The organism is Pseudarthrobacter sp. Y6, assembly GCF_050156205.1.
In the GTDB taxonomy this organism is placed as follows: Bacteria; Actinomycetota; Actinomycetes; order Actinomycetales; family Micrococcaceae; genus Arthrobacter.
Genome location: NZ_CP189574.1, coordinates 3,369,564 through 3,392,125, shown reverse-complemented (window position 1 = coordinate 3,392,125; position 22,562 = coordinate 3,369,564). Strand labels below are relative to the sequence as shown.

Below are 22,562 nucleotides of genomic sequence, written 5' to 3'. Positions count from 1 at the left end.
TGCGGCCGCGTTGGGCCGTGCCGGTCGCAGTGGGGGAGCGGAAAGGACGTGCCCGCGAAGTCCCCGGACTCAGACCCGGGCCGGCCGGCCGGTGCGTCGCTCCGGCCCGGAAGGGGCGGAGAACAGGTCCGGCCGTGCCGCGCGCATGCTCGTGACGTCGTCCAGGATGAAGCGCAGGTGGCTGCGCAGGCCGTCTTCCGCAGCCGAAAGATCGCCGGCGAGGATCGCGTCCAGTACGTGGCGGTGATCGGCCGCGTACTCCGTGATGCCGCGGTAGCCGCTGAGCCCCAGGTATCGGGCGCGGTCCAGGTGGCCCTTGGCGTTGGAAACGGTGGCCCAGGCTGTTTCATGGCCGGCGATCGCCAGCAGGGTCCGGTGGAAGTCCTCGTCCAGCGGGTAGAACTCCTCGCGGGTGGTGCAGGCATCCTGCCGGTCCAGGAGTTCGTAGAGTGCGGCGGCGGCTTCAGAGGTGATGTTGCGGGCGCAGTCAGCCAGCGATGCGACTTCGATGGCTTCGCGGATGAACTGGGCCTGGGCCACGATGTCCGGGTCCAGGTAGGTCACGTAGGTGCCGCTCTGCGGGCGGATTTCCACCAGGCCTTCCTGCGCGATGAGCATCAGGGCTTCCCGGATGGGCTGGCGGCTGGTGCCCAGGTGGTGCGCGAGCTCGTTCTCGGAGAGGAGCGTCCCGGGAGCGTTCTCGCCGGAGATGATGCGCTCACGGATCTGCGCATACGCCATCATCCGGGCGGAGATGCGCGGGGTGGTATCGGGGACGGCCATGCTTCCACAGTAGCTGTGCCGCCCAGTCCGGGCACCGTCAGCCCGGGGCGCGGGGTAAGAGCTGCGTCACCTGTTGACAGACTGGTATGGCAGTGCTTGAATGGCAGTCGTTGTTCCAACGCGGGGACAAGAAAAGACGTCTGGCCATGCCGCATCATTGAAGCTGTGCATCCGGCCAGACCCGTAGAACAGAGGGGTTCATGACGGCAACAATCCAGATCGGGGCCACCCAGCGCTCATCCAAAGACCTGATCAGAACAGCAGTGTCCGGCTGGCTCGGCACGGCCATGGAATACATGGACTTCCAGCTTTACTCGCTGGCAGCCGCCATCATCTTCCCCAAAATCTTCTTCCCCAACTTCGACCCCGTAGTGGGCCTGCTGGTCGCGTTCATCACCTACGGCGTGGGCTTCCTGGCCCGTCCGGTCGGCGCCTGGTTCTTCGGACGCATGGGTGACCGCGTGGGCCGCAAGAAGGTCCTGGTCATCACCATCGTGATGATGGGCGTGTCCACCATGCTCATCGGCTTCCTGCCCGGCTACGCCCAGATCGGCATCGCTGCGCCGATCATCCTGGTGTTGCTGCGCCTCGCCCAGGGCTTCGGTGCCGGCGCTGAACTCTCCGGCGCTTCGGTCATGCTGGCCGAATACGCCCCGCCGAAGAAGCGCGGCCTGATCGCCTCCTTCGTCTGCCTCGGCACCAACTCCGGCACGCTGCTGGCCTCCGGCCTGTGGGTCCTGCTGACCCTCCTGCCCGAAGAAGCCCTCATGAGCTGGGGCTGGCGCCTGCCGTTCATCGCCAGCATCGGCATCACGCTGTACGCCCTCTGGATGCGCCGCAACCTGAAGGAAAGCCCCGTTTTCGAGGCCACCCGTGAGCAGGAAATCGCCGACGCCGCTGCTGCCGCCGCCGTCGCCGCGAAGTCCGGCACCGCCGTCGGGCAGTCCGCACAGGCCTCCGCGCCGACCACCAAAGCCAAGCGCAAGGGCAAGGCCTTCTTCCTGGCGATGGCGCTGCGAATCGGCGAATCCGGCAACTCGGCCATGATCCAGACTTTCCTCATCGGCTACATCGTCACCGGCCTGAGCATGGACAAGAGCGTGGGCACCTTCGCGCTGCTGATCGGCTCGTTCCTCGGCTTCGCCACGGTTCCGCTGTCCGGCTGGCTCTCGGACGAGGTGGGCCGCCGCACCATGTACCGCGCCCTGTCCGGCTTCCAGATGTGCTTCGCCATCCCGGCCCTCCTCATGATGCAGTCCCGCGATCCGTTCCTGGTTTCGCTGGCCCTGATCATTGGCCTGTCCGTCTCCGTGCTGGGCATGTTCTCGGTCCAGTCCGCCTACGTCAACGAACTCTTCGGCTCCCGCAACCGCTACACCCAGCTGGCCATGGCCAAGGAAATCGGCGGCGTACTCTCCGGCGGCCTGGCCCCCATCATCGCCGCAGGCCTGCTGGCCCTCTTCACCAACTCCTGGTGGCCGGTCGCCGGAATGATGGTCCTCTACTCCGCCGTCGCGTTTGTGGCCACCTTCTTCGCCCCCGAAACCAAGGGACGCGACCTGACCCTCGTGGAGGACGCAGTATGAAAGCCGTCGTTGTCCATTCCGCCGGAGACCTGCGCCTCGAGGACCGTCCGGATCCGGACTGCCCGGCCGGCTCGGTGATCGTCGACGTCGAATACGGCGGCATCTGCGGCTCGGACCTGCATTACGTCACCCACGGCGCCTCCGGGTTGAGCCTCCTGGCCGATCCCATGGTCCTGGGCCACGAGGTCGCCGGCAGGATCTCCCAGCTCGGCGAGGGCGTGACGGGCTTCGCGGTGGGCGACGCCGTGACCGTCCACCCCGCCGTGTCCTGCGGCGAATGCGCCGACTGCCTCGCCGGACGCACCAACCTCTGCCCGCAGGTCACCTACTACGGCAGTGCCGCGCACCGGCCCCACACGGACGGCGCCTTCGCCTCCCGCAAAGCGGTCCCGGCGGGCCAGCTCCGCCGCCTGCCCGACGGCGTCACCACCCGCCAGGCCGCCGTCGCCGAGCCGCTGGCGGTGGCCATCCACGCCGTTGCCCGGGCTGGCAGCCTCGCCGGCAAGGACGTCCTGGTCAACGGTGCCGGGCCCATCGGCGCGCTGTTGGTGGCCGCCGCCCGGCGCGCCGGCGCAGCCAGCGTTGTCGCCAGTGACCTGTCGGAGACTTCGCTGGCGATCGCCAAACGGATGGGAGCCGACGACGTCGTGCTGGTGGGTTCCGGCGCGCAGCTTCCCGAGGTGGATGTTGCGTTCGAGGCCTCCGGCGCTGCCCGCGCCCTGGGCGGTGTGCTCGCGGCCGTGCGCCGCGGCGGCGTCGTGGTCCAGGTGGGCAACCTGCCGGCCGGGCCAGTGACCGCCGAGCTCGCCGCGCTGGTCTTCCGGGAGATCGATTACCGCGGGACCTTCCGCTTCGCGGACGAACTGGACGACGCCCTCGCGTACCTGGCGGACGGGCTGGACGTTGAGCCGCTGCTGACGCACACGTTCGACGCCGGTGACGTGGCCGAGGCGTTTGCCGTGGCTTCGGACCGGGCGACGGGCTCGTCGAAAGTCCTTCTCAAGTTTGTCTGAGACAATTGCATGGTGAACCGAGCATCCTTGGAAAAGCGTCCGGACGAAGTAGCCACGATGTTTGACGACGTCGCACCTAAGTACGACGTCGTCAACGATGTCCTCTCTATGGGGCAAACCCGCCGCTGGCGCAGGATCGTGGTGGACGCCATGGACATGAAACTGGGCCAGCGGGTGCTGGACCTGGCCGCGGGAACCGGCACCTCCAGCGAGCCATATGCCGATGCAGGCATAGACGTCATCGCCTGCGATTTCTCCCTCGGCATGCTCAAAGTTGGCAAGCGCCGCCGCCCGGATATCAACTTCGTTGCCGGCGACGCCACCAACCTGCCTTTCGCGGACAACAGCTTTGACGCCAGCACCATTTCGTTCGGGCTGCGCAATGTCAACGAGCCCAAGAAGGCGCTGGCCGAGATGCTCCGCGTCACCAAGCCCGGCGGCAAGCTGGTCATCGCCGAGTTCTCCCAGCCCGTGGTTCCGCTGTGGCGCACCATGTATACGGAATACCTCATGCGTGCCCTGCCGGCCATCGCCGTGAAGGTGGCCTCCAATCCGGACGCCTACGTCTACCTCGCCGAGTCCATCCGCGCCTGGCCGGACCAGGACCACCTGGCCGCCTGGCTGCAGGAATCGGGCTGGGAAAAGGTCACGTACCGCAACCTGACCGGCGGGATCGTGGCCGTGCACCGTGCCACCAAGCCGCTGGAATCCAAACCGGAAGGCGCAGCGGAGGCCATCGCCGCGCACAAGGGCCCCGTGGCCAAACTTCGACGAAACATCCAGCGCTGACCAGTGAATGTCCTGATTGTCGGCGCGGGGCCAGCCGGCTCCACCGCCGCGTATTACCTTGCCAAGGCCGGCATCAGCGTGACCGTCCTGGAGAAAACCAGCTTCCCGCGCGAGAAGGTCTGCGGTGACGGCCTCACCCCGCGGGCAGTCCGCGAAATCCAGAAGCTCGGACTGCCGCACCCTGAAGCGGACGGCTGGCGCCGGAACAAGGGCCTCCGCCTGATCGCCGGCGGCCGCACCATCGAACTGCCCTGGCCCGAGGTCTCCGACTTCCCGCAATACGGCCTGATCCGCACGCGCCTCGGCTTCGACGAGGAACTGGCCCGCCACGCCCAGTCCGCCGGCGCCGAAATCCTCGAGCGGCACAGCGTCACTGAAGCCCTGCGGTCTGAAGATGGCCGCGTGACAGGTGTCCGCGCAGCGCTCCTGGACGAGTCCGGACGCAAGACGGGGGAGTCACGCGACTTCAGCGCCGACGTCGTACTCGCCGCAGACGGCAACTCCACCCGAACCGCCGTGTCGCTGGGTATCCAGAAGCGTGACGACCGCCCTCTCGGCGTCGCCGTCCGCACCTACTTCACGTCGCCCCGGCACAACGACGACTGGATGGAAGGCTGGCTGGAGCTTCCCGGCCGCGACGGAAAACTGCTCCCCGGCTACGGCTGGGTGTTCGGCGTGGGCGACGGCACCTCCAACGTGGGCCTGGGCATCCTGAACTCGTCCAAGGAATTCGGCAAGCTCGACTACAAGCAGGTCCTGCGCGAATGGACCGCCGCCATGCCCGCCGAGTGGGGCTTCACCCCCGAAAACCAAGTGGGCGAAATCCGCGGTGCCGCGCTGCCCATGGGCTTCAACCGCACCCCGCACTACTCGCCCGGCCTGCTGCTCCTGGGCGACGCCGGCGGCATGGTCTCCCCGTTCAACGGCGAGGGCATTTCCTACGCGATGGAGTCGGCTCGGTTCGCGGCGGAGTTCATCATTGACGCGTCCGCTTCGTCCGGAGCGTACGACGCCGACGCACACCTGGCGGGGTACGCGGACTATGTGCGGGGCCAGTGGGGATCGCACTTCACGCTGGGCCGGGCATTTGCCGCGCTGATCGGAAAACCCGCCGTCATGAAGCTAGCGCTGCGGACCGGGATGCCCATTCCCGTGCTGATGCGCTTTGTGGTGCGGCTCCTCGCAAACCTGACCGACCCGGCCGCGAAAGGCTTCGAGGACCGGGCCATCCGCGTCCTGGAATCGCTGGTTCCGGCCACATCCAACACCCCACCGGCATCGAACCAGCGGTATCCGCAACAAAAAGTTAGGGTTAACCAGTGACTAACTCCGCAGACCACAGCTGGACGCACGCCGGGCACGGCCTGCCGGACTCCGAACCCAGCCTCAATACCACCGCCATTGCCACGGGACTGCAGCTGCCCGCTGGCTTTGCGGCAATCGCGGACGATGCCGAGCTGGGCCCCGCCATCACCAACAACCTGGCCCGCGTGGAGAAGAAACTCCGCGAGGCCATTGCCAACTCCGATCCGCTGGCTGATGCAACGTCGCGTCACCTGGTGGAAGCCGGCGGCAAGCGCATCCGGCCGCTGCTGACGCTGCTGTGCGCCCACCTCGGCGACGCCTCGCTTCCCGCCGTGGTGCAGGCGGCCGTGGTGGTGGAACTGACCCACCTGGCAACGCTGTACCACGACGACGTGATGGACTCGGCCCCGTTCCGCCGCGGCGCACCCACGGCTCACGAGGTTTGGGGAAACTCCGTGGCCGTCCTCACCGGCGACCTCATCTTTGCCCGCGCCTCCATCCTGGTGTCCGAACTGGGTTCCCGCGCCTTGGGCATCCAGGCCCGGACGTTCGAGCGCCTGTGCCTGGGCCAGCTGCACGAAACGGTAGGCCCGCGCCCGGACGAGGACCCGGTGGAGCACTACCTGTCCGTCATCGCGGACAAGACCGGTTCCCTGGTGGCCGCCTCCGGCCAACTCGGTGCCATCTTCGCCGGTGCCGACGAGGCCTACGAGGACCTCCTGGTCGAGTACGGCGAGAAGGTGGGCGTGGCCTTCCAGCTCGCCGACGACGTCATTGATGTCACCGGCGTCAAGGTGAAGTCCGGCAAGTCACCGGGCACGGACCTCCGCGAAGGTGTGCCCACGCTTCCGGTCCTGTTCCTGCGGCGCGATGCTGCAGCCGGTGACCAGTCCGCCGTCGAACTATTGAAGCTCATTGATGGGGACCTGACCTCCGACTCTGCCTTGGCTGCCGCCGTGGCCGGGCTGCGCGAGCACCCCGTCACCGCCGAGTCTTGGGTGATTGCCCGCCGCTGGGCCGACGAAGCCATTGCCGCACTGGCGCCGCTTCCCGAAGGTGTTGTGAAGTCCTCGCTGTCCAACTTCGCCTTGGCTGTGGTGGACCGCGCCAGCTGATTCCTGTTTCGCTGCGAGCGGGGCCTCGGCGGGGTGAACCTGGCCGGGGCCCTGCTTTTTGGCATTAAATGCAATAGCCCCGGTTCTCAGCAACGCTACGAGTCACACGTTGCGTCGAACCGGGGCTATATCTCCGTTCGCATCAGACCCGCCGGAGGCGTTTAGCGGATCCACGAACAGTCTATGACAGGATTGTCATAGGATGCAAGGCTGCTGTTACTGCGCGTGTCACAGGAGTTCATGCCGCTCGCTGGATTTCCCCACGTTTGCCTCGAGATGCCGCTGTCAGCCCGGCGAGTCCTGCCGCCACGCCGGGACGGGCGCCCGAACCAGGGGAGACCCAGCGACCAGGTTGTGCACATAGGTAATTTCGACACTGCCGGCGAGAGCCATGGTCGGCTCTGCTGGGAGCATGGACGTCACTTCTTACCTCAAATACGCAGGTTCCGTCTCCAGGACAGCGACATTGCGTCAGGCCGGATTCTCGGATCGAAACATCCGCGTGGCCGTTGGCGCAGGCCAGATGCGGCGGCTCCGGCACGGAGTGGTGGCAATGCCGGGAGCCGCTCCCGATCTCGTGAGTGCGGTTCTGGCCAATGGTCTGCTCAGTTGCGGCTCGGCCAGCACACATCACCGGCTGTGGCGACTGCACCAACCGGCGGCCCTTCACCTGCTCTGTCGGCACGGGGCCGCCAGGGATGTTGTGGTTCATCGTGAGACTGTGGTGCCCCAGGATGTGCCCTGGCCCGTGGCCGGCCTGACTGATGTGCTGCTTCATGGCCTGCGGTGTTTACCAGAGGTGGAGGCTGCCATCATGGTGGAGAGCGCGCTGCTGCAAGGCAGGACCACCCTGGATTATCTGCGCGGACACCTGCCGGGCAACCGAAACGGAGCCGCCCGAGGGGTCCTGGACCTGGTGGATGGCACGGCCGGTTCGCCGATCGAGGTGGTGGCCCGGCTCCTTTTCCGCAGTGAGGGCATCTTCGTCCAGACCCAGGTGGACCTGCCCGGGATCGGAATCGTGGACTTCCTTCTGGAGGGCTTCCTCATTGTGGAGCTCGACGGCGGCACTCATCTGGAGCCGAAGCAGGTCAAGAAGGACAGGCTGCGGAACAACGCAAGCACGCTGGATGGCTACGCCGTGCTCAGGTACGGCTACGCGGAGGTGGTCTACCACCCGCAGAAGGTCGTGGACGAGGTGTGGCAGGTACTACGTGGCCGGGTAAAGCGCTGAGATTCCCCGGCTTCGCTTCGAGAACGGGCCGACACTCCGGCAGATCGGGGAGACTCGCCGGGCGGACCAGCCAAACCTGGGGAATTCCAGCGGCGGACCGCAGGCGGCTGGGCAGGCCAGGCGGCGGCCAGGTGCCGAAAGGTGGGCCGGGCAGGGGAGGACCCTAGTTTTCTTCCTCGTCGTTGAAGGCCCACTCGAACATGTCGAAGACGAATTCGGAGAAGGTGCCTTCTTCGCTCTTCCACTGGCCGCGGGCGTTGTTGCGGCGGTAGACGATGGGGTCCGGGATGCCCAGATCGCCTACGCGGAAGCCCCAGGTGAACTGTTCTTCCTCGTCCTCAAGGAACATCAGGAAGCCTTCGTCATCGACTTCCAGCTCTTCAGGATCCCAGAAGTAGTGGTAGGCCTCCATGATGTCCTCGCAGCCCCCCACCGCAAGGTAAAACTCGCGGAGGACCAGGGGAACCTGGAACTGGTGTTCGGCAAGGGCCGCGTCCATTTCGTCCGCGGGCAGGCCATCCTCTTCCTGCCATTCGTCCTCGAGATACGTTGGAACAAGCGCGCGGAACTTCTCGAGGAACATGTCAGTCATGCTCATATCCTAGCTAACTGCGGCGTGCTCCCGAGCCGCTGCCAGCCCCATCAGCCCCACCGCCCCCAAAGCCGCCCGGGCCACCAAAGCCCTCTGTCCCGTCCCCGCCGCCGGAGCCGCGGCCGGAGCCGCCGCCGGAGCCCCGCCGGTGCCAGCCGTGCACGGCCAGCGGAACATACCAGGACCGGCGCCAGGCAACCACGCGGAAAGCGAACACCACGGCAGCCACCGCGCACGCCGTCAACGCGTTGAAGGCCCCTGTCACCCAGAGCAAAGCGGTCAGAACCGCCCCGCTCAAGGCCGGCAGCGCGTAGAGGTCCCGGGGGTTGAAAAGCTGGGGCACCTCGTTGGCGGTGATGTCCCGCAGCAGGCCGCCGCCCACGGCTGTGGTCACGCCGAGGAGCACGGCGGCCACCGGATTCATCCCCAAGGCCAGGGCCTTCAGCGTTCCGGTGATGCAGAAGAGGGCCAGCCCGCCGGCGTCGAACAGCACCAGCAGCGAGGTGTACCGCTGCACACTGGAGTACAGGAAATACACCAGGACGGTGGCCAGCACCGGGGGAACCAGGTAGGCGGGGTTCGAGAACGCAGCCGGCGTGGTGTTGAGGATGATGTCGCGGATGACGCCGCCGCCGAGGGAGACCAGGGATGCCAGCAGCAGCGAGCCCACCAGGTCGAACTGTTTCCGTGCTGCCAACAACGATCCGGAGACGGCGAAGAAGAAGACCCCGGCCAGGTCCAGCCACACCAGGTCGATGTCGAACGGCAAGGAGTCGAACGGCAATGTCATGAGGCGTCCCGGCGGTTTCAAGGTGGGCGGAAAGGGCGGCTCCAACGTTACGCTAGCCCCTATGAACAACCCGATCATGATCGCCTGTGCCCACGGGACGTCCAGCACCCAGGGCGCCGCAGAGGTCAACGCACTGCGCGCAGACATCGCCGCCCTGCGCCCTGGCTTGGACGTGCGGGAAGCGTACGTGGACGTCCAGCAGCCGGATCTCGTGGACGTGGTGGCGTCGCTGCCCGAAGAGGATAAAGCCGTCATTGTGCCTCTGCTGCTGAGCGTGGGATACCACGTCAAGGTGGACATCGCCCGCGCTGTGAAAAGCCGTCCGGGCAGCCTGGCCGCGGCCCCCCTCGGCCCGGACTCACGGCTCGCGGCCCTGCTGGACCAGCGGCTCCGGGAAGCCGGCGTCACGGACCGCGACGCGATTGTCCTCGCCGCTGCCGGTTCCTCCAATCCCAACGCCGCCGTCAGCGTGGAAGAGCTCGCCGACCAGCTCAGGGCGCTGCGGCGCAACCGGATTCTGCCCGCCTACGGTGCCTCCGCCCAGCCGTCAGTGCCCGACGCCGTCGCCATGCTCCGACTGGAACTGGCAGGAGGTGCCGGGGCGGGGGAGTCCGCGGGGGCCGTGGACGACGGCGGCCGCGTGGTGATTGCCTCGTACCTCCTCGCGCCGGGGTACTTCCACGACCAGCTGGCCAAGGCGGGTGCCGACCTCGTGACGGAACCACTGCTGCCGTCGCCGGTGCTCGCCGAGATCGCGCTGGAACGGTTCGACGCCGCCGTCGCCCACGGTCAATAGCCGCCCGGGGCTCGGCAACCAAGCACAGCAGGCAGGCATCTTCAAGGTTCTCCGGCGGTTCGTGACGAATTGTTTCCCTAGGTGACCTCCCGTTTCCGGACCTTTGTGACGCGCTCCGGCAGGCACCTACAGTCGATGCATGACTGATACAGCTCTAGCCGGAGCGTCCGTGGACCCCGCCGCCGCCAAGCGCCCCGCGCGCGCCTCCCGCCCCGCTGCAAAGCCGCACGGGCAGTGGAAAGTCGACGGCAAGACCCCGCTGAACGCCAACGAAACCTGGAAACAGGAAGACGATGGCCTCAACGTGCGCGAGCGTATCGAGACCATCTACTCCAAGGACGGCTTCGACGCCATCCCCAGCCAGGACCTCCACGGCCGCTTCCGGTGGTGGGGCCTGTACACCCAGCGCAAGCCCGGCATCGACGGCGGCAAGACCGCCACGCTCGAGCCACACGAGCTGGAAGACAAGTACTTCATGCTCCGGGTCAGGATCGACGGCGGTGCGCTGACCACCGAGCAGCTGCGCGTCATCGGCCAGATTTCCGTTGATTTCGGCCGGGATTCCGCCGACCTCACGGACCGCCAGAATATCCAGCTGCACTGGATCCGGGTGGAGGATATCCCCGAGATCTGGAACCGGCTGGAGGGTGTTGGCCTGTCCACCACCGAGGCCTGCGGCGACGTTCCCCGCGTCATCCTGGGCTCCCCGGTGGCCGGCATCGCCAAGGACGAGATCATCGACCCCACGCCGCTCATCGCGGAACTGGGCGAGCGCTTCATCGGCAACCCGCTGCTGTCCAACCTGCCGCGTAAGTACAAGACCGCCATCACCGGCCACCCCAGCCAGGACGTGGTCCATGAGATCAACGACTTCGCCCTGGTGGGCGTCCGCCATCCCGAACTCGGCGTCGGCTACGACCTCTGGGCCGGCGGCGCGCTGTCCACCAACCCGATGCTCGGCAAGCGGCTCGGTGCCTTCGTGAAGCCCGAGGAAGCCGCCGAAGTCTGGCTCGGCGTCACCAGCATCTTCCGCGACTACGGCTACCGCCGCATGCGCACCAAGGCCCGCCTGAAGTTCCTGATGGCTGACTGGGGACCGGCGAAATTCCGCCAGATCCTCGAGGACGAGTACCTCGGCTACAAGCTGGCCGACGGTCCCGCCGCGCCCAAGCCCACCACTCCGGGCGACCACATCGGCGTGCACGAGCAGAAGGACGGCAAGTTCTTCATCGGCGCCACCCCGCTGGCCGGCCGCCTGTCCGGTGCGCAGCTGGTGACGCTCGCGGACACCCTCGAGGCCCGCGGCTCCTACCGCCTGCGCACCACCCCGCACCAGAAGCTGGTGGTCCTGGACGTTGCCAAGGACCACGTGGAACCGCTGGTTGCCGAACTGGACGCACTGGGCCTCTCCGCACGCCCGTCCGTGTTCCGCCGCGGCACGATCGCCTGCACCGGCATTGAATACTGCAAGTTGGCGATCGTGGAAACCAAGGTCACGGCCGCCACCGCCGTCGCGGACCTGGAACGCCGCCTGGCGGACCTCGCGGAGTCCGGCGAACTGCCGCACGCGCTGTCCCTGCACATCAACGGCTGCCCCAACTCCTGCGCCCGCATCCAGACCGCGGACATCGGCCTGAAGGGCATGATGCTGCCAACGCCCGACGGCGACCCCTCCCCGGGTTTCCAGGTCCACCTTGGCGGCGGGCTGGCTTCCAACAGCCGCGAAGAGGCAGGTTTGGGACGCACCGTCCGCGGCCTGAAGGTGTACGTCGAGGACCTGCCGGACTACGTGGAACGCGTCGTGCGCACGTTCGTGGCTAAGCGCGCCGAAGGCCAGACCTTCGCCGAGTGGGCCCACGCAGCAGACGAGGAGGCCCTCCAGTGACAACAGCCCTCCGAACCCACGACGAACTGAAGGTCATCGCCGAGTCCGGCGCCGCCGAGCTCGGCTGGGATGCGCCCGCCCGCGACGTCATCGCCTGGGTGGAGCGCAACTTCGACCTGTCCGCGGTGGCCGTCGCGTGCTCCATGGCCGACGCCGTCCTGCCGGCGCTGGTCGCGGACCAGCTGCCCGGCGTCGACGTCCTGTTCCTGGAGACCGGCTACCATTTCCCGGAAACCTACGCCACGCGTGACGAGGTGGCCGCGAACCTCCGTGTCAACGTGGTGGATGTCCTTCCCGAGAACACCGTGGAACAGCAGGACCGGCTCCTGGGCAAGGACCTCTTTGCCCGCGACGCCGCCCAGTGCTGCGCCCTCCGCAAGGTGGCCCCGCTTCGCCGCACCTTGGCCGGCTACGAACTTTGGTTCACCGGCGTCCGCCGCGACGAAGCCCCCACCCGGACGAACACCCCGCTGGTGACCTGGGACGACGTCAACGGCCTGGTCAAGGTCAACCCGGTGGCCGCGTGGACGTTCGACCAGCTGGTCCAGTACTCCGACGACAACCTCCTGCCCGTCAACCCGCTGCTTTCCCAGGGTTATCCCTCCATTGGCTGCCAGCCCTGTACCCGCAAGGTGGCGCCCGGCGATGACCCCCGCGCCGGCCGCTGGGCAGGCACCGACAAGACAGAATGCGGACTACACGTATGAGCACTTTCCTAACCGAGGAGACCACCCAGGTGACTGACGCTGCCGTTTCAACGCGCCTTTCCAGCCTGGACGCCCTCGAGTCCGAAGCGATCCACATCATCCGCGAAGTCGTGGCCGAGTTCGAGAAGCCTGCGCTGCTGTTCTCCGGCGGCAAGGACTCCGTGGTGATGCTGCACCTGGCCACCAAGGCATTCTGGCCGGGTAAGGTCCCGTTCCCCGTCCTGCACGTGGATACCGGCCATAACTTTCCCGAGGTCATCGACTTCCGCGACCGGACGGTGGAGCGGCTGGGACTGAAGCTCGTCGTCGGAAGTGTCCAGGAGTTCATCGACCGCGGCGAATTGGCCGAGCGTGCCGACGGCACCCGCAACCCGCTGCAGACCGTCCCGCTGCTGGACGCCATCCAGCAGAACAAGTTCGACGCCGTCTTCGGCGGCGGCCGCCGTGACGAGGACAAGGCCCGCGCCAAGGAGCGCATCCTGAGCCTCCGGGACGAGTTCGGCCAGTGGGACCCGCGCAACCAGCGCCCCGAACTGTGGAACCTCTACAACGGCCGCCACACCGTGGGCCAGCATGTCCGCGCGTTCCCCATCAGCAACTGGACCGAGCTGGACATCTGGCGCTACATCGAACGCGAGAACATCGAGCTGCCGGGGCTGTACTACGCCCATGACCGCGAAGTGTTTGCCCGCGACGGCATGTGGCGTGCGGTGGGCGAGGTTTCCCAGCCGTTGCCGCACGAGGAAGTCATCGTCAAAACCGTCCGCTACCGCACCGTGGGCGACATGTCCTGCACCGGTGCCGTTGAATCGGACGCAGCCACCGTGGGCGACGTTGTGATCGAAGTTGCCGCCTCCACCATCACCGAACGTGGCGCCACCCGTGCAGATGACCGCATCTCCGAGGCAGCCATGGAAGACCGCAAGAAGGATGGGTACTTCTAAATGAGCACCGAAACCTCACTCCTGGCCGCCGAGCTGGAGACAGCCCTGCCCACCACCCTTTTCCGGTTCGCCACCGCCGGATCGGTCGACGACGGGAAGTCCACTTTGGTGGGCCGCCTCCTGCACGACTCCAAGGCGATTCTTGCTGACACGCTCGACGCCGTTGCCCGCACCTCCGCGGACCGCGGTTTCGGCGGCGCGGGTGCCACCGGCACCCAGGCAATCGACCTGGCCCTCCTGACGGACGGCCTGCGCGCCGAGCGGGAGCAGGGCATCACCATCGACGTGGCCTACCGCTACTTCGCCACGGACCAGCGCAGCTTCATCCTGGCCGACTGCCCCGGGCACGTTCAGTACACCAAAAACACGGTGACCGGCGCGTCCACGGCGGATGCCGTCGTCGTACTCATTGACGCCCGTAAGGGTGTCCTGGAGCAGACGCGCCGGCACCTGTCCGTGCTGCAGCTGCTGCGCGTGGCGCACGTGATCGTGGCCGTCAACAAGATCGACCTGGTGGACTTCAGCGAGTCCGTGTTCCGTGAGATCCAGGCCGACGTGCAGCAGGTGGCCCGCGAACTGGGCATCGGCTCGGCCGAGCTGGGCACCGCGGACCACATCGATGACCTGCTGGTGATCCCCGTGTCCGCCCTCGACGGCGACAACGTGGTGGACCGTTCCGAGCGCACCCCCTGGTACGACGGCCCGGCCCTGCTGGAGGTCCTCGAGACCCTGCCCGCCGCGGACGAGATCGACACGCAGCTGGAGAGCTTCCGTTTCCCCGTGCAGCTGGTCATCCGGCCGCAAGGTGCGCTGGCTCCCGACGCCGTCGCTGGTGGCCTGGACGTTGAAGCCTTCCGTGACTACCGCGCATACGCCGGCCAGATCACCGAAGGTTCCGTGAAGGTGGGGGATTCGGTGTCAGTGCTGACCCCCGGCCAGGCTGCCCGCACCACCACGGTGACCGGCATCGATTTCGCCGGTGAGTCACTGCAGGAAGCGTTCGCCCCGCAGTCCGTGGCGATCCGCCTGGCGGAGGAATTCGACGTCGCCCGCGGTGACACCATTGCCGCCGCCGGAACCTTCCCGGAGTCCACTGCCGACCTCTACGCCGCGCTGTGCTGGCTCTCGCCCAAGCCGCTGCGTGAAGGTGCCAAGGTGCTGGTGAAGCACGGCACCCGTACCGTCCAGGCGCTGGTCCGCAGCGTCAGCGGCAAGCTGGACCTCGCCACGTTCAAGCTCGAAGGTGCGTCCAGCCTGGAGCTGAACGACATCGGCCACGCGCAGCTCCGGCTCGCCGCGCCGCTGCCGCTGGAGAACTACCTGCACCACCGCCGCACGGGCGCGTTCCTGGTGATCGACCCGCTGGACGGCAACACGCTGGCCGCGGGCCTGGTCAAGGACCACCCGGGCGACCATGAGGACGAGCGTTACTCCATCTGAGCCTCAGGAACCGCGGCTTGTCCGCGTATCCGGACCTTCACGGGCCGGATACGCGGACAAGCCGCGGTTTCGTCGTTTCTGGTCCTTGCAGGCCGTTCTTGCGGGCCGGTTATTGCGGGCCGGCAGGCACCAGACCATGATCGTGAGTGGGAGGCCGCGGCATGGAAACCATCAACAGCAAACTCATCAGCTGGGCCTCGATCCTGGATGACAAGACCCGCGAGCAGGCGCTGGCCACTTCCACGCTGCCGTTCATCTACCCGCATCTGGCTCTGATGCCGGACGCACACCTGGGCAAGGGCGCCACCGTCGGCTCGGTGATTCCCACCCTGCGCGCGATCATCCCTGCTGCCGTCGGCGTCGATATCGGCTGCGGCATGATCGCCGTGCGGACCCAGTACGCGGTCAAGGACCTGCCCCGGGACCGCAAACGGCTGCGCGAGGACATTGAACGCGCCATTCCGTTGTCTGCCGGCCACAACAACCGGCGGATCGTGGCCACTGCCGAACCGCGCCTTGAGGAGCTCAGGAAGCTGGCCGCGCAGGCCGGGTTCAACCCGGCCCAGTATCTGGCCAAGTGGGAGCTTCAGCTGGGCTCGCTGGGATCGGGCAACCACTTCATCGAGGTCTCTGCCGACGAGACCGACGCCGTCTGGCTGTTCCTCCACTCCGGCTCGCGGGGCGTCGGCAACAAGATCGCGCAGCACCACATCGGCGTCGCCCAGCAGGTGACCCGGAAACGCGGGACCAGGCTGCCCGACCCGGACCTCGCCTACCTGGAGGAGGGTACCAGCGAGTTCACCCGGTACATCAAGGAACTCCGCTGGGCGCAACATTTCGCCCTCCTGAACCGCGAGGAAATGATGGACCGCGCCATCACGCAGTTCGGGCACTGGGTGGGCGGCCATGTCAGGGAGCGCGAGCGGATCAACTGCCACCACAACTTCACGCAGCAGGAGACGCATTACGGCAAGTCCGTGTGGGTATCCCGCAAGGGCGCGATCAGAGCCGAGCACGGCGATCCGGGACTTATTCCCGGGTCCATGGGGACGGCGTCGTACGTGGTGGAGGGGCTCGGCAACCCCGTTTCCCTGAACTCCTCCCCGCACGGGGCCGGCCGCGAGTACTCCCGGACGGCTGCCCGGAAGACCTTTTCATTGGCCGAGCTGAAGACGGCCATGCAGGGCATTGAGTTCCGCGTCACTGAGGCGTTCATCGACGAGATTCCGGCGGCGTACAAGCCCATCGATGTTGTGATGCGGGACGCCGCGGACCTGGTCACGGTGCGCCACAAACTGCGGCAGCTGATCAACGTCAAGGGGGACTGAATCGGGCCCGGAATGTGACGCTGCATGAACCCGCGTGACCCCCCGTTTCTGCTTCATTGAATGGGTTTATGTCACTCCCTATGGTGAAACAATGACTAGTTCCAAGCCCGGGATGACCCGCATCGTGGCAGGCGAAAGCGCAGTACCCAAGCGCAAGCGTGCCATCGAGGCAGCCCTGGCCATCGGGCTCGTCTTCCTCATCGCCGCCGGTGCCGTAGTGGCGTCGTCCATTTCCCGTAATACGGCGGCAGAGGCAGCCATCCCGGCGCCCACTCCGGCCGCCGAACTGAAGCTGGGCTACTTCGGAAACCTGACCCACGCCCCCGCCCTGGTGGGCGTGAAGCAGGGGATCCTCGCCCGGAACCTGGGCGACACCAAGCTCAGCACCGAAACTTTCAACGCGGGACCTGCCGCGATCGAGGCGCTGAACGCCGGCGCCATCGACGCGGCATACATCGGCCCGAACCCGGCCATCAACTCGTTTGTCAAGAGCGAGGGGGAATCCGTGAGCGTCATCGCCGGAGCCGCCGCGGGTGGCGCCCAGCTGGTGGTGCGTCCCGGGATCACTTCCGCGGCCGAGCTGAAGGGCAAGACTCTCGCGTCGCCTCAGCTTGGCGGCACGCAGGATGTGGCCCTCCGCGCCTGGCTCGCCGCGGAGGGCTACAAAACAAACGTGGACGGCAGCGGCGACGTGGCCATCAACCCCACAGACAACGCGCAGACGCTGAAGCTGTTCCAGGATGGAAAGCTCGACGGCGCGTGGTTGCCCGAGCCGTGGGCGTCCCGTCTGGTGCTCCAGGCAGGAGCCAAGGTCCTGGTCGACGAAAAAGACCTCTGGGACGGCTCACTCTCCGGCAAGGCCGGCGAGTTCCCCACCACCATCCTGATCGTGAACAAGAAGTTCGCAGCCGCGCATCCGGACACCGTGAAAGCACTGCTGCGCGGCCACGCCGAGTCTGTGGCCTGGCTGAATGACACACCCGCCGCGGAGAAGACGGCCGTCATCAACGACGCCCTGCAGGAATCGGCAGGCGCGGCGCTCCCCGCCGATGTCCTTGATCGAGCCCTGCAGAACGTGGTGTTCACGGTGGATCCGCTCGCGGGAACTTACCCAAAGCTCCTCGAAGACGGGGTGAAAGCCGGCACCACCAAGCAGGCGGACATCACCGGACTGTTCGACCTCCGTGCCCTGAACGAAGTCATCGGGTCTGCCGGCCGCGTCTCCGCCGCCGGCCTGGGCCAGGACTGACCTCACAAACTCCCCACCAACTACTTAAGGACGGGACCATGCCAGTCGTACTGGAAAACCTGGGCAAGCGCTTCGGCGACGGCGCCCCGGTGCTGGACGACGTCAACGCCAATATCGGCGCGGGCGAATTCGTAGCCCTCCTCGGTGCGTCCGGCTGCGGCAAATCCACCCTGCTGAACATCATGGCGGGACTCGAAGTCCCGACGTCGGGCGCCCTTGAAGTACCCAGCGACGGAGCAGCCTTTATGTTCCAGGACGCCGCCCTCTTCCCCTGGCTGACGGCGCGGGAGAACATCGAGCTGGCCCTGAAGCTGCGCGGTGTGAGGAAAGCTGAACGCCGGATCAAGGCCGATGAGCTGCTCGAGTTGGTGCACCTCGGCGAGGCCGGGGACAAGCGTCCGCACGAGCTGTCCGGCGGCATGCGCCAGCGTGTGGCACTGGCCCGGGCCCTGTCGCAGGACCGGCAACTGCTGCTCATGGATGAGCCGTTTGCCGCCCTGGACGCCATCACCCGCGACCTCCTGCACGACGAGCTGGAACGCATCTGGAAGGAAACAGGGCGCACCATCGTTTTTGTCACCCACAACGTCCGCGAGGCCGTGCGGCTGGGCCAGCGCGTGTTGCTGTTGTCGTCCCGACCCGGCCGCGTGGTCCAGGAGTGGGCTGTTTCCGAGGAACACCGAACCGACGCCGGCCTGGCCGGACAGCTGACCGGGGTCATCACCGCCCGGCTGCGGGAGGAGATTCGCCGCCATGCCAAATAACCCCACGCCCCTCGCCGAGACCGAACCGGTGGTCGAGTCTGTCGAGACCGGGATTTCGCCAAGCTCAATCACCGGACAGCCGGAAACCCGCAAAGTCCACGCCGCCCTGACCCGCTCTTCCACCGGGCATGAGGACCTGCGTGAGCTCGAGGCCGGGCTGGATTCTCTCCAGTCCGACGCGGCGCGCAAGCACCGGATCGACTGGAGCCGGGTGCTCCTGCCCGTCGCGGCCCTCGTGGTCCTTGTCCTGATCTGGCAGTTCTACGTATCCCTGGGCCTCAAGCGCCGCGACCTGGTTCCCGGTCCGCTCGACGTCCTGGGCCAGATCGGCGTCCTCTGGGGCGAGGCCAAACTGCAGGAAGCGGTGTGGACCTCGCTGCAGCGCGGGCTGGTCGGGTTCCTGATCAGCGTTGCCATCGCCACGCCGGTGGGGCTGCTGCTGGCCCAGGTTGCGCCGCTGCGCCGTGCCTTCGGGCCGCTAATTTCCGGCCTTCAGGTGCTGCCGTCCGTTGCCTGGGTGCCCGCTGCCATCATCTGGTTCGGCCTCACGGACGCCACGGTCTACTTCGTGGTGTTTATGGGTGCGATCCCGTCCATCATCAACGGGCTGATATCCGGCGTGGACCAGATCCCGCCGCAGTACCGCCGCGTCGGCACGGTGCTGGGCGCCAACCGTTTCCAGATGGCCATGCAGATCATCCTCCCTGCCGCGCTGCCCGGCTACCTCAGCGGGCTCAAACAAGGCTGGGCGTTCTCCTGGCGGTCGCTGATGGCCGCGGAAATCATCGCCGTGGGCGGAACCATCGGCTTCGGCCTCGGCTCCATGCTGAACCAGGGCCGCGACTTGGCCGACATGACCATCGTGATGTCCGCAATCCTGCTGATCCTGGCCGTCGGCATCCTGATCGAGCTGCTGGTGTTCGCCCCCATCGAGAAGCGCCTCCTCCGCAGCCGCGGCCTGCTGGCCGGCAGCACCCGCTAACCCAGGCAGCACCTCTCAAGCGGCAGAAACCTGTCAGCAGAGCCCGATGGCGAGTCCCGCCGTCGGGCTTTGCTGTTCTGTTCTGTTCTGTTCTAAAGGCAACCAACTACGCACGTAGCCCACCAGGGAGTCTGGCAGACTGGCGCCATGACTGTCAGCTTCGTGTGCCGCACCGCGTCCGCCCTCCCGCCGGAGCGCCTGTTCGATCTCGCACGCAGCATTGAGACGCACCTGGATTCCCAGAAGGACGCCGGGGAACGGGCCGTAGGCGGGGTCACGTCCGGCCTGATCGGCGAGGGGCAAGAGGTGACCTGGCAGGCCCGGCATTTCGGCGTCCCACTGAGGATGACCAGCCGCATCACCGCACTGGACTTCCCCGACAGCTTCACGGACGAGCAGATCAGGGGCCCGTTCAAAACGTTCCGCCACGTCCACGAGTTCGAGGCCACGTCCACCGGCAGCATCATGACGGACCGTGTGGAGTTCACGGCGCCGTTCGGGGTCCTGGGCCGGCTGGTGGAGGACTTGGTTCTGAGCCGCTACCTGCAGCGGCTCATCACCAACCGCGGCCGGTTCGTGGCCGGCCTTGAGGACTAAGCCTCAGGGAATGGCGGCGGCCCCACGATCTCGATGCCGCCGTTCAGCTGCCCTGATTCACGGATGCGGTCAAAGTCCACAAGACCTGTTCCTTCGCCGTCAATGAGCGGTTCACTCGCGCCGAAGTAGAAGGCCTGGGCGCCGCCGGGGGTGTGCAGGCACAGCATGCGGGTCCCCTCCTGGAGGACCTTGAACGCGTGCGGGACACCCCTCGGCGCAATGGTCACGCCACCCGCTGCGACGTGATGCTCCGTGCCGTCCATGTTCATCAGGATCTCGCCGGCCAGGATGTACAGCGTTTCGTCGGAGTCCGGATGGGTGTGCATCGGCGTCACCTTGTTCAGGGCCATCTCATCTTCGAAGAGCAGGAAGGCCCCGGCCGTGTCTTCCTCCGTGGCCTTCCAGGTCTGCACTCCGCCGCCGAAGAACCAGCGCCTGGCCCCTTCGCCGGGCTGCAGGACAACTGCGGATGCTGAGTTCTTCGTCTTCATGGTGGTCGCCTCGATAGTGGTCGGAAGACTTATGGGACCGTTGTCCCATAACAAGACTGGGGTATCATAAAGAGCATGTCAAGACCCTATGCAGACGTCGGCCGCACCGGCCAGAAGCGCCGCACCCTTGATGCGCTGGTTGCTGCGGCGCGCCAACTCGTAGCGGATGGCGCCACGCCTACAGTGGACGATGCTGCGCTGGTCGCGGGGGTCGCCCGCAGTACCGCGTACCGGTACTTCCAGGGGCAGCGGGAACTGCTGGCTGCCGCCCACCCGGAAACCGCCGCCACATCGTTGCTGCCCGAAAATCCGCCGGCAGACGTCGCGGAGCGGCTGGACGCAGTGATCACCCAGTTCACCACGATGATTCTCGAGACTGAAGCGCAGCAGCGGACCATGTTGAGGCTCTCACTGGAGCAGACCACCGACGAACGCCGAAGCCTGCCCCTGCGGCAGGGCCGGGCGATCGCGTGGATTACCGAGGCGCTGTCGCCGCTCCAGGGGCAGATGGCGGAGCCGGACATCCATCGGCTGGTCCTGGCCATCCGCAGCGCCACCGGCATTGAGTCGCTGGTCTGGCTGACGGACATCGGCGGCCTGAGCCGCGACGAGGCTGTTGCCTCCCAGCGGTGGACCGCACGCGCCCTGCTCCAGCAGGCTTTGCAGCAAGGAGCTCCGCCCAGCGCGAACTAAGGACCCGCCAGCCGCCGATCTGGGGCACTTTGACACGGACGCGCCGGCGATCGAGCCGGCCTTGGCGTTCATTCCGGCCAATGTGCCCCACGACGGCGACCCGGGATTGCGGCCGCGCCTATGTGACGCAGGGTTACCTTACGTGAACTGGTGTTTCCGTCCCGTTGTTGGTGAAACGGCGCGGCCCTATCGTCGATCTATGGCAATTCAGGATATTTACCCCACAGCCTTGCGGCTGCTCGGCCGCCCCGTGCTGGTGGTGGGCGGCGGCCCGGTGGCTGCCCGCCGCGCCAAGGGTTTGCTCGACGCCGGTGCGCAGGTCACCGTCGTCGCACCCGTTGCCTCCGCCGCGCTCCGCGAACTGGCCGACGCCGGCCTCCTCACCTGGGAGCCGCGCACTTACCTTCCGTCCGACGTCGACGGCGTCTGGTTCGTCCAGACGGCCACCGGCGATCCCGCCGTGGACACCCAGGTGTCGGCCGACGCCGAGGCGCAGCGCATCTGGTGCGTCAACGCCTCCGACCACGAAGCCTCAGCCGCGTGGACGCCCGCCGTCGCCGTGGTTGATGACGTGCAGATCGCCGTGAACGCCGGGGGAGACCCGCGCCGCGCCATGGCCCTGCGTGACGCCGTCGCCACCGCACTGGAAACTGGCGACCTCCCGCTGCGCCGCCGTCGTGCGTCTGCGGGCTCTGTGGCCCTTGTTGGCGGCGGGCCCGGCGACACCGGCCTCATCACCGTCCGCGGCCGCCGGCTCCTCGGCCAGGCCGACGTCGTGGTGGCAGACCGCCTCGGCCCGCGCGAACTGCTCAACGAACTTGCCCCGGATGTCCGCGTCATTGAGGTGGGCAAGACTCCCGGCCACCATCCCGTGCCGCAGGCCGAGATCAACCGCATCCTCGTCGACGAGGCGCTCGCCGGGCACCGCGTGGTCCGGCTCAAGGGCGGCGACCCGTACGTCCTGGGTCGCGGCGGCGAGGAAGCCGAGTACTGCCGGCAGCATGGCGTCGAGGTTGAAGTGGTCTCCGGCGTCACGTCCGCGATCTCTGTTCCGGCCGCCGCCGGCATCCCCGTGACGCACCGCGGCCTGGCCAAGGGCTTCAGTGTTGTGACTGGCCATGAGGAGTTGTCCGAGGTCCCTGCCCGGGCAGATCACACCATCGTCCTGCTGATGGGCGTGGCCGCACTTCGCGACTCCGCCGCTGCCCTGGCGGGCGCCGGTTTGCCTCAGGACACTCCAGTTGGCATCGTTGAGAACGGCTATCTGCCGAATCAGCGCGTGACGATCGGCACGCTCGGTTCCATCGCCGACCAGGCGGAAGCCACCGGCGTCGCAAATCCTGCTGTGATTGTGATCGGCGACGTGGTCCGCGTCAGCCCGTTCGCGCCGTCGCACTTCAAGACAGCGGACTACAGCACCACCACCCCGAACAGCCCCCGCACCACCGCAACAGCCCTCACCACCTAGCCCCCAGCCGG

General features: G+C 67.0%; 22 protein-coding genes. 18 read left to right on the top strand and 4 right to left on the bottom strand.

From position 1 onward, the window contains the following. Positions 1-69: 69 nt before the first annotated feature. Positions 70-783 carry a GntR family transcriptional regulator gene (locus ACQCSW_RS16250; protein WP_354252340.1) on the bottom strand — a complete coding sequence of 238 codons (714 nt, stop codon included), beginning with the start codon at positions 781-783 and terminating at the stop codon, positions 70-72. A gap of 200 nt (positions 784-983) precedes the next feature. Here ACQCSW_RS16250 and ACQCSW_RS16245 point away from each other — a divergent pair, with 200 nt between their 5' ends. The 6 genes from ACQCSW_RS16245 (at position 984) to ACQCSW_RS16220 (ending at position 7,825) form a co-directional block, all read left to right on the top strand. After that, complete coding sequence (locus ACQCSW_RS16245) at positions 984-2,369, top strand: MFS transporter (RefSeq protein WP_426987489.1); 1,386 nt, start codon at positions 984-986, stop codon at positions 2,367-2,369. Next, the gene (locus ACQCSW_RS16240) at positions 2,366-3,382 is read left to right on the top strand and encodes an L-idonate 5-dehydrogenase (RefSeq protein WP_426987487.1); all 1,017 of its coding nucleotides are present in this window, start codon (positions 2,366-2,368) and stop codon (positions 3,380-3,382) included. The genes ACQCSW_RS16245 and ACQCSW_RS16240 overlap by 4 nt, the downstream gene beginning before the upstream one ends. Positions 3,383-3,394: 12 nt before the next feature. Continuing rightward, positions 3,395-4,171: a demethylmenaquinone methyltransferase gene (locus tag ACQCSW_RS16235; RefSeq protein ID WP_426990717.1), complete on the top strand. Its 777-nt coding sequence runs from the start codon at positions 3,395-3,397 to the stop codon at positions 4,169-4,171. Positions 4,172-4,174: 3 nt separating this feature from the next. Continuing rightward, on the top strand, positions 4,175-5,494 hold the full coding sequence (locus tag ACQCSW_RS16230; protein ID WP_426987485.1) for a geranylgeranyl reductase family protein: 1,320 nt from the start codon (positions 4,175-4,177) through the stop codon (positions 5,492-5,494). After that, positions 5,491-6,591 carry a polyprenyl synthetase family protein gene (locus ACQCSW_RS16225; RefSeq protein WP_426987483.1) on the top strand — a complete coding sequence of 367 codons (1,101 nt, stop codon included), beginning with the start codon at positions 5,491-5,493 and terminating at the stop codon, positions 6,589-6,591. The genes ACQCSW_RS16230 and ACQCSW_RS16225 overlap by 4 nt, the downstream gene beginning before the upstream one ends. A gap of 412 nt (positions 6,592-7,003) precedes the next feature. Continuing rightward, positions 7,004-7,825, top strand: a complete 822-nt coding sequence (locus ACQCSW_RS16220) for an endonuclease domain-containing protein (RefSeq protein WP_426987481.1) — start codon at positions 7,004-7,006, stop codon at positions 7,823-7,825. A gap of 163 nt (positions 7,826-7,988) precedes the next feature. Here ACQCSW_RS16220 and ACQCSW_RS16215 read toward each other — a convergent pair whose 3' ends face one another. Next, complete coding sequence (locus tag ACQCSW_RS16215; protein WP_426987479.1) at positions 7,989-8,417, bottom strand: hypothetical protein; 429 nt, start codon at positions 8,415-8,417, stop codon at positions 7,989-7,991. A gap of 13 nt (positions 8,418-8,430) precedes the next feature. Next, positions 8,431-9,207 (bottom strand): trimeric intracellular cation channel family protein, encoded by a 777-nt coding sequence (locus ACQCSW_RS16210; protein ID WP_426987477.1) that lies wholly within the window; start codon positions 9,205-9,207, stop codon positions 8,431-8,433. A 61-nt stretch (positions 9,208-9,268) separates the two neighbouring features. On the opposite strand from ACQCSW_RS16210, the gene ACQCSW_RS16205 reads away from it, so the two are divergent. The 10 genes from ACQCSW_RS16205 (at position 9,269) to ACQCSW_RS16160 (ending at position 19,899) form a co-directional block, all read left to right on the top strand. Then, entirely contained in the window at positions 9,269-10,003 is a 735-nt protein-coding gene (locus tag ACQCSW_RS16205) for a sirohydrochlorin chelatase (protein ID WP_426987475.1), read from the top strand. 139 nt (positions 10,004-10,142) lie between these two features. Next, positions 10,143-11,888, top strand: coding sequence for a nitrite/sulfite reductase (locus ACQCSW_RS16200; protein WP_426987473.1), 1,746 nt, complete (start codon positions 10,143-10,145; stop codon positions 11,886-11,888). Then, the gene (locus ACQCSW_RS16195; RefSeq protein ID WP_426987471.1) at positions 11,885-12,595 is read left to right on the top strand and encodes a phosphoadenylyl-sulfate reductase; all 711 of its coding nucleotides are present in this window, start codon (positions 11,885-11,887) and stop codon (positions 12,593-12,595) included. Before ACQCSW_RS16200 ends, ACQCSW_RS16195 begins: the two co-directional genes overlap by 4 nt. Then, on the top strand, positions 12,592-13,539 hold the full coding sequence (cysD, locus tag ACQCSW_RS16190; protein WP_426987469.1) for a sulfate adenylyltransferase subunit CysD: 948 nt from the start codon (positions 12,592-12,594) through the stop codon (positions 13,537-13,539). Before ACQCSW_RS16195 ends, cysD begins: the two co-directional genes overlap by 4 nt. Further along, complete coding sequence (locus tag ACQCSW_RS16185) at positions 13,540-14,979, top strand: sulfate adenylyltransferase subunit 1 (RefSeq protein ID WP_426987467.1); 1,440 nt, start codon at positions 13,540-13,542, stop codon at positions 14,977-14,979. Positions 14,980-15,140: 161 nt separating this feature from the next. After that, entirely contained in the window at positions 15,141-16,307 is a 1,167-nt protein-coding gene (locus ACQCSW_RS16180) for an RtcB family protein (RefSeq protein WP_426987465.1), read from the top strand. Between the two features lie 112 nt (positions 16,308-16,419). Continuing rightward, positions 16,420-17,556, top strand: a complete 1,137-nt coding sequence (locus ACQCSW_RS16175; protein ID WP_426990716.1) for an ABC transporter substrate-binding protein — start codon at positions 16,420-16,422, stop codon at positions 17,554-17,556. A gap of 38 nt (positions 17,557-17,594) precedes the next feature. After that, complete coding sequence (locus ACQCSW_RS16170; RefSeq protein ID WP_426987463.1) at positions 17,595-18,320, top strand: ABC transporter ATP-binding protein; 726 nt, start codon at positions 17,595-17,597, stop codon at positions 18,318-18,320. After that, complete coding sequence (locus ACQCSW_RS16165) at positions 18,310-19,302, top strand: ABC transporter permease (protein WP_426987461.1); 993 nt, start codon at positions 18,310-18,312, stop codon at positions 19,300-19,302. Before ACQCSW_RS16170 ends, ACQCSW_RS16165 begins: the two co-directional genes overlap by 11 nt. Positions 19,303-19,449: 147 nt before the next feature. After that, the gene (locus tag ACQCSW_RS16160; protein WP_426987459.1) at positions 19,450-19,899 is read left to right on the top strand and encodes an SRPBCC family protein; all 450 of its coding nucleotides are present in this window, start codon (positions 19,450-19,452) and stop codon (positions 19,897-19,899) included. On the opposite strand, the gene ACQCSW_RS16155 is transcribed toward ACQCSW_RS16160, so the two are convergent. Beyond that, positions 19,896-20,390 (bottom strand): cupin domain-containing protein, encoded by a 495-nt coding sequence (locus tag ACQCSW_RS16155; protein ID WP_426987457.1) that lies wholly within the window; start codon positions 20,388-20,390, stop codon positions 19,896-19,898. The genes ACQCSW_RS16160 and ACQCSW_RS16155 overlap by 4 nt on opposite strands. Positions 20,391-20,465: 75 nt before the next feature. Between ACQCSW_RS16155 and ACQCSW_RS16150 the strand changes: the two genes are divergently transcribed. Further along, positions 20,466-21,083 carry a TetR/AcrR family transcriptional regulator gene (locus ACQCSW_RS16150; RefSeq protein ID WP_426987455.1) on the top strand — a complete coding sequence of 206 codons (618 nt, stop codon included), beginning with the start codon at positions 20,466-20,468 and terminating at the stop codon, positions 21,081-21,083. Between the two features lie 199 nt (positions 21,084-21,282). Beyond that, complete coding sequence (gene cobA / locus ACQCSW_RS16145; protein ID WP_426987453.1) at positions 21,283-22,551, top strand: uroporphyrinogen-III C-methyltransferase; 1,269 nt, start codon at positions 21,283-21,285, stop codon at positions 22,549-22,551. The last annotated feature ends 11 nt before the right edge of the window (positions 22,552-22,562 follow it).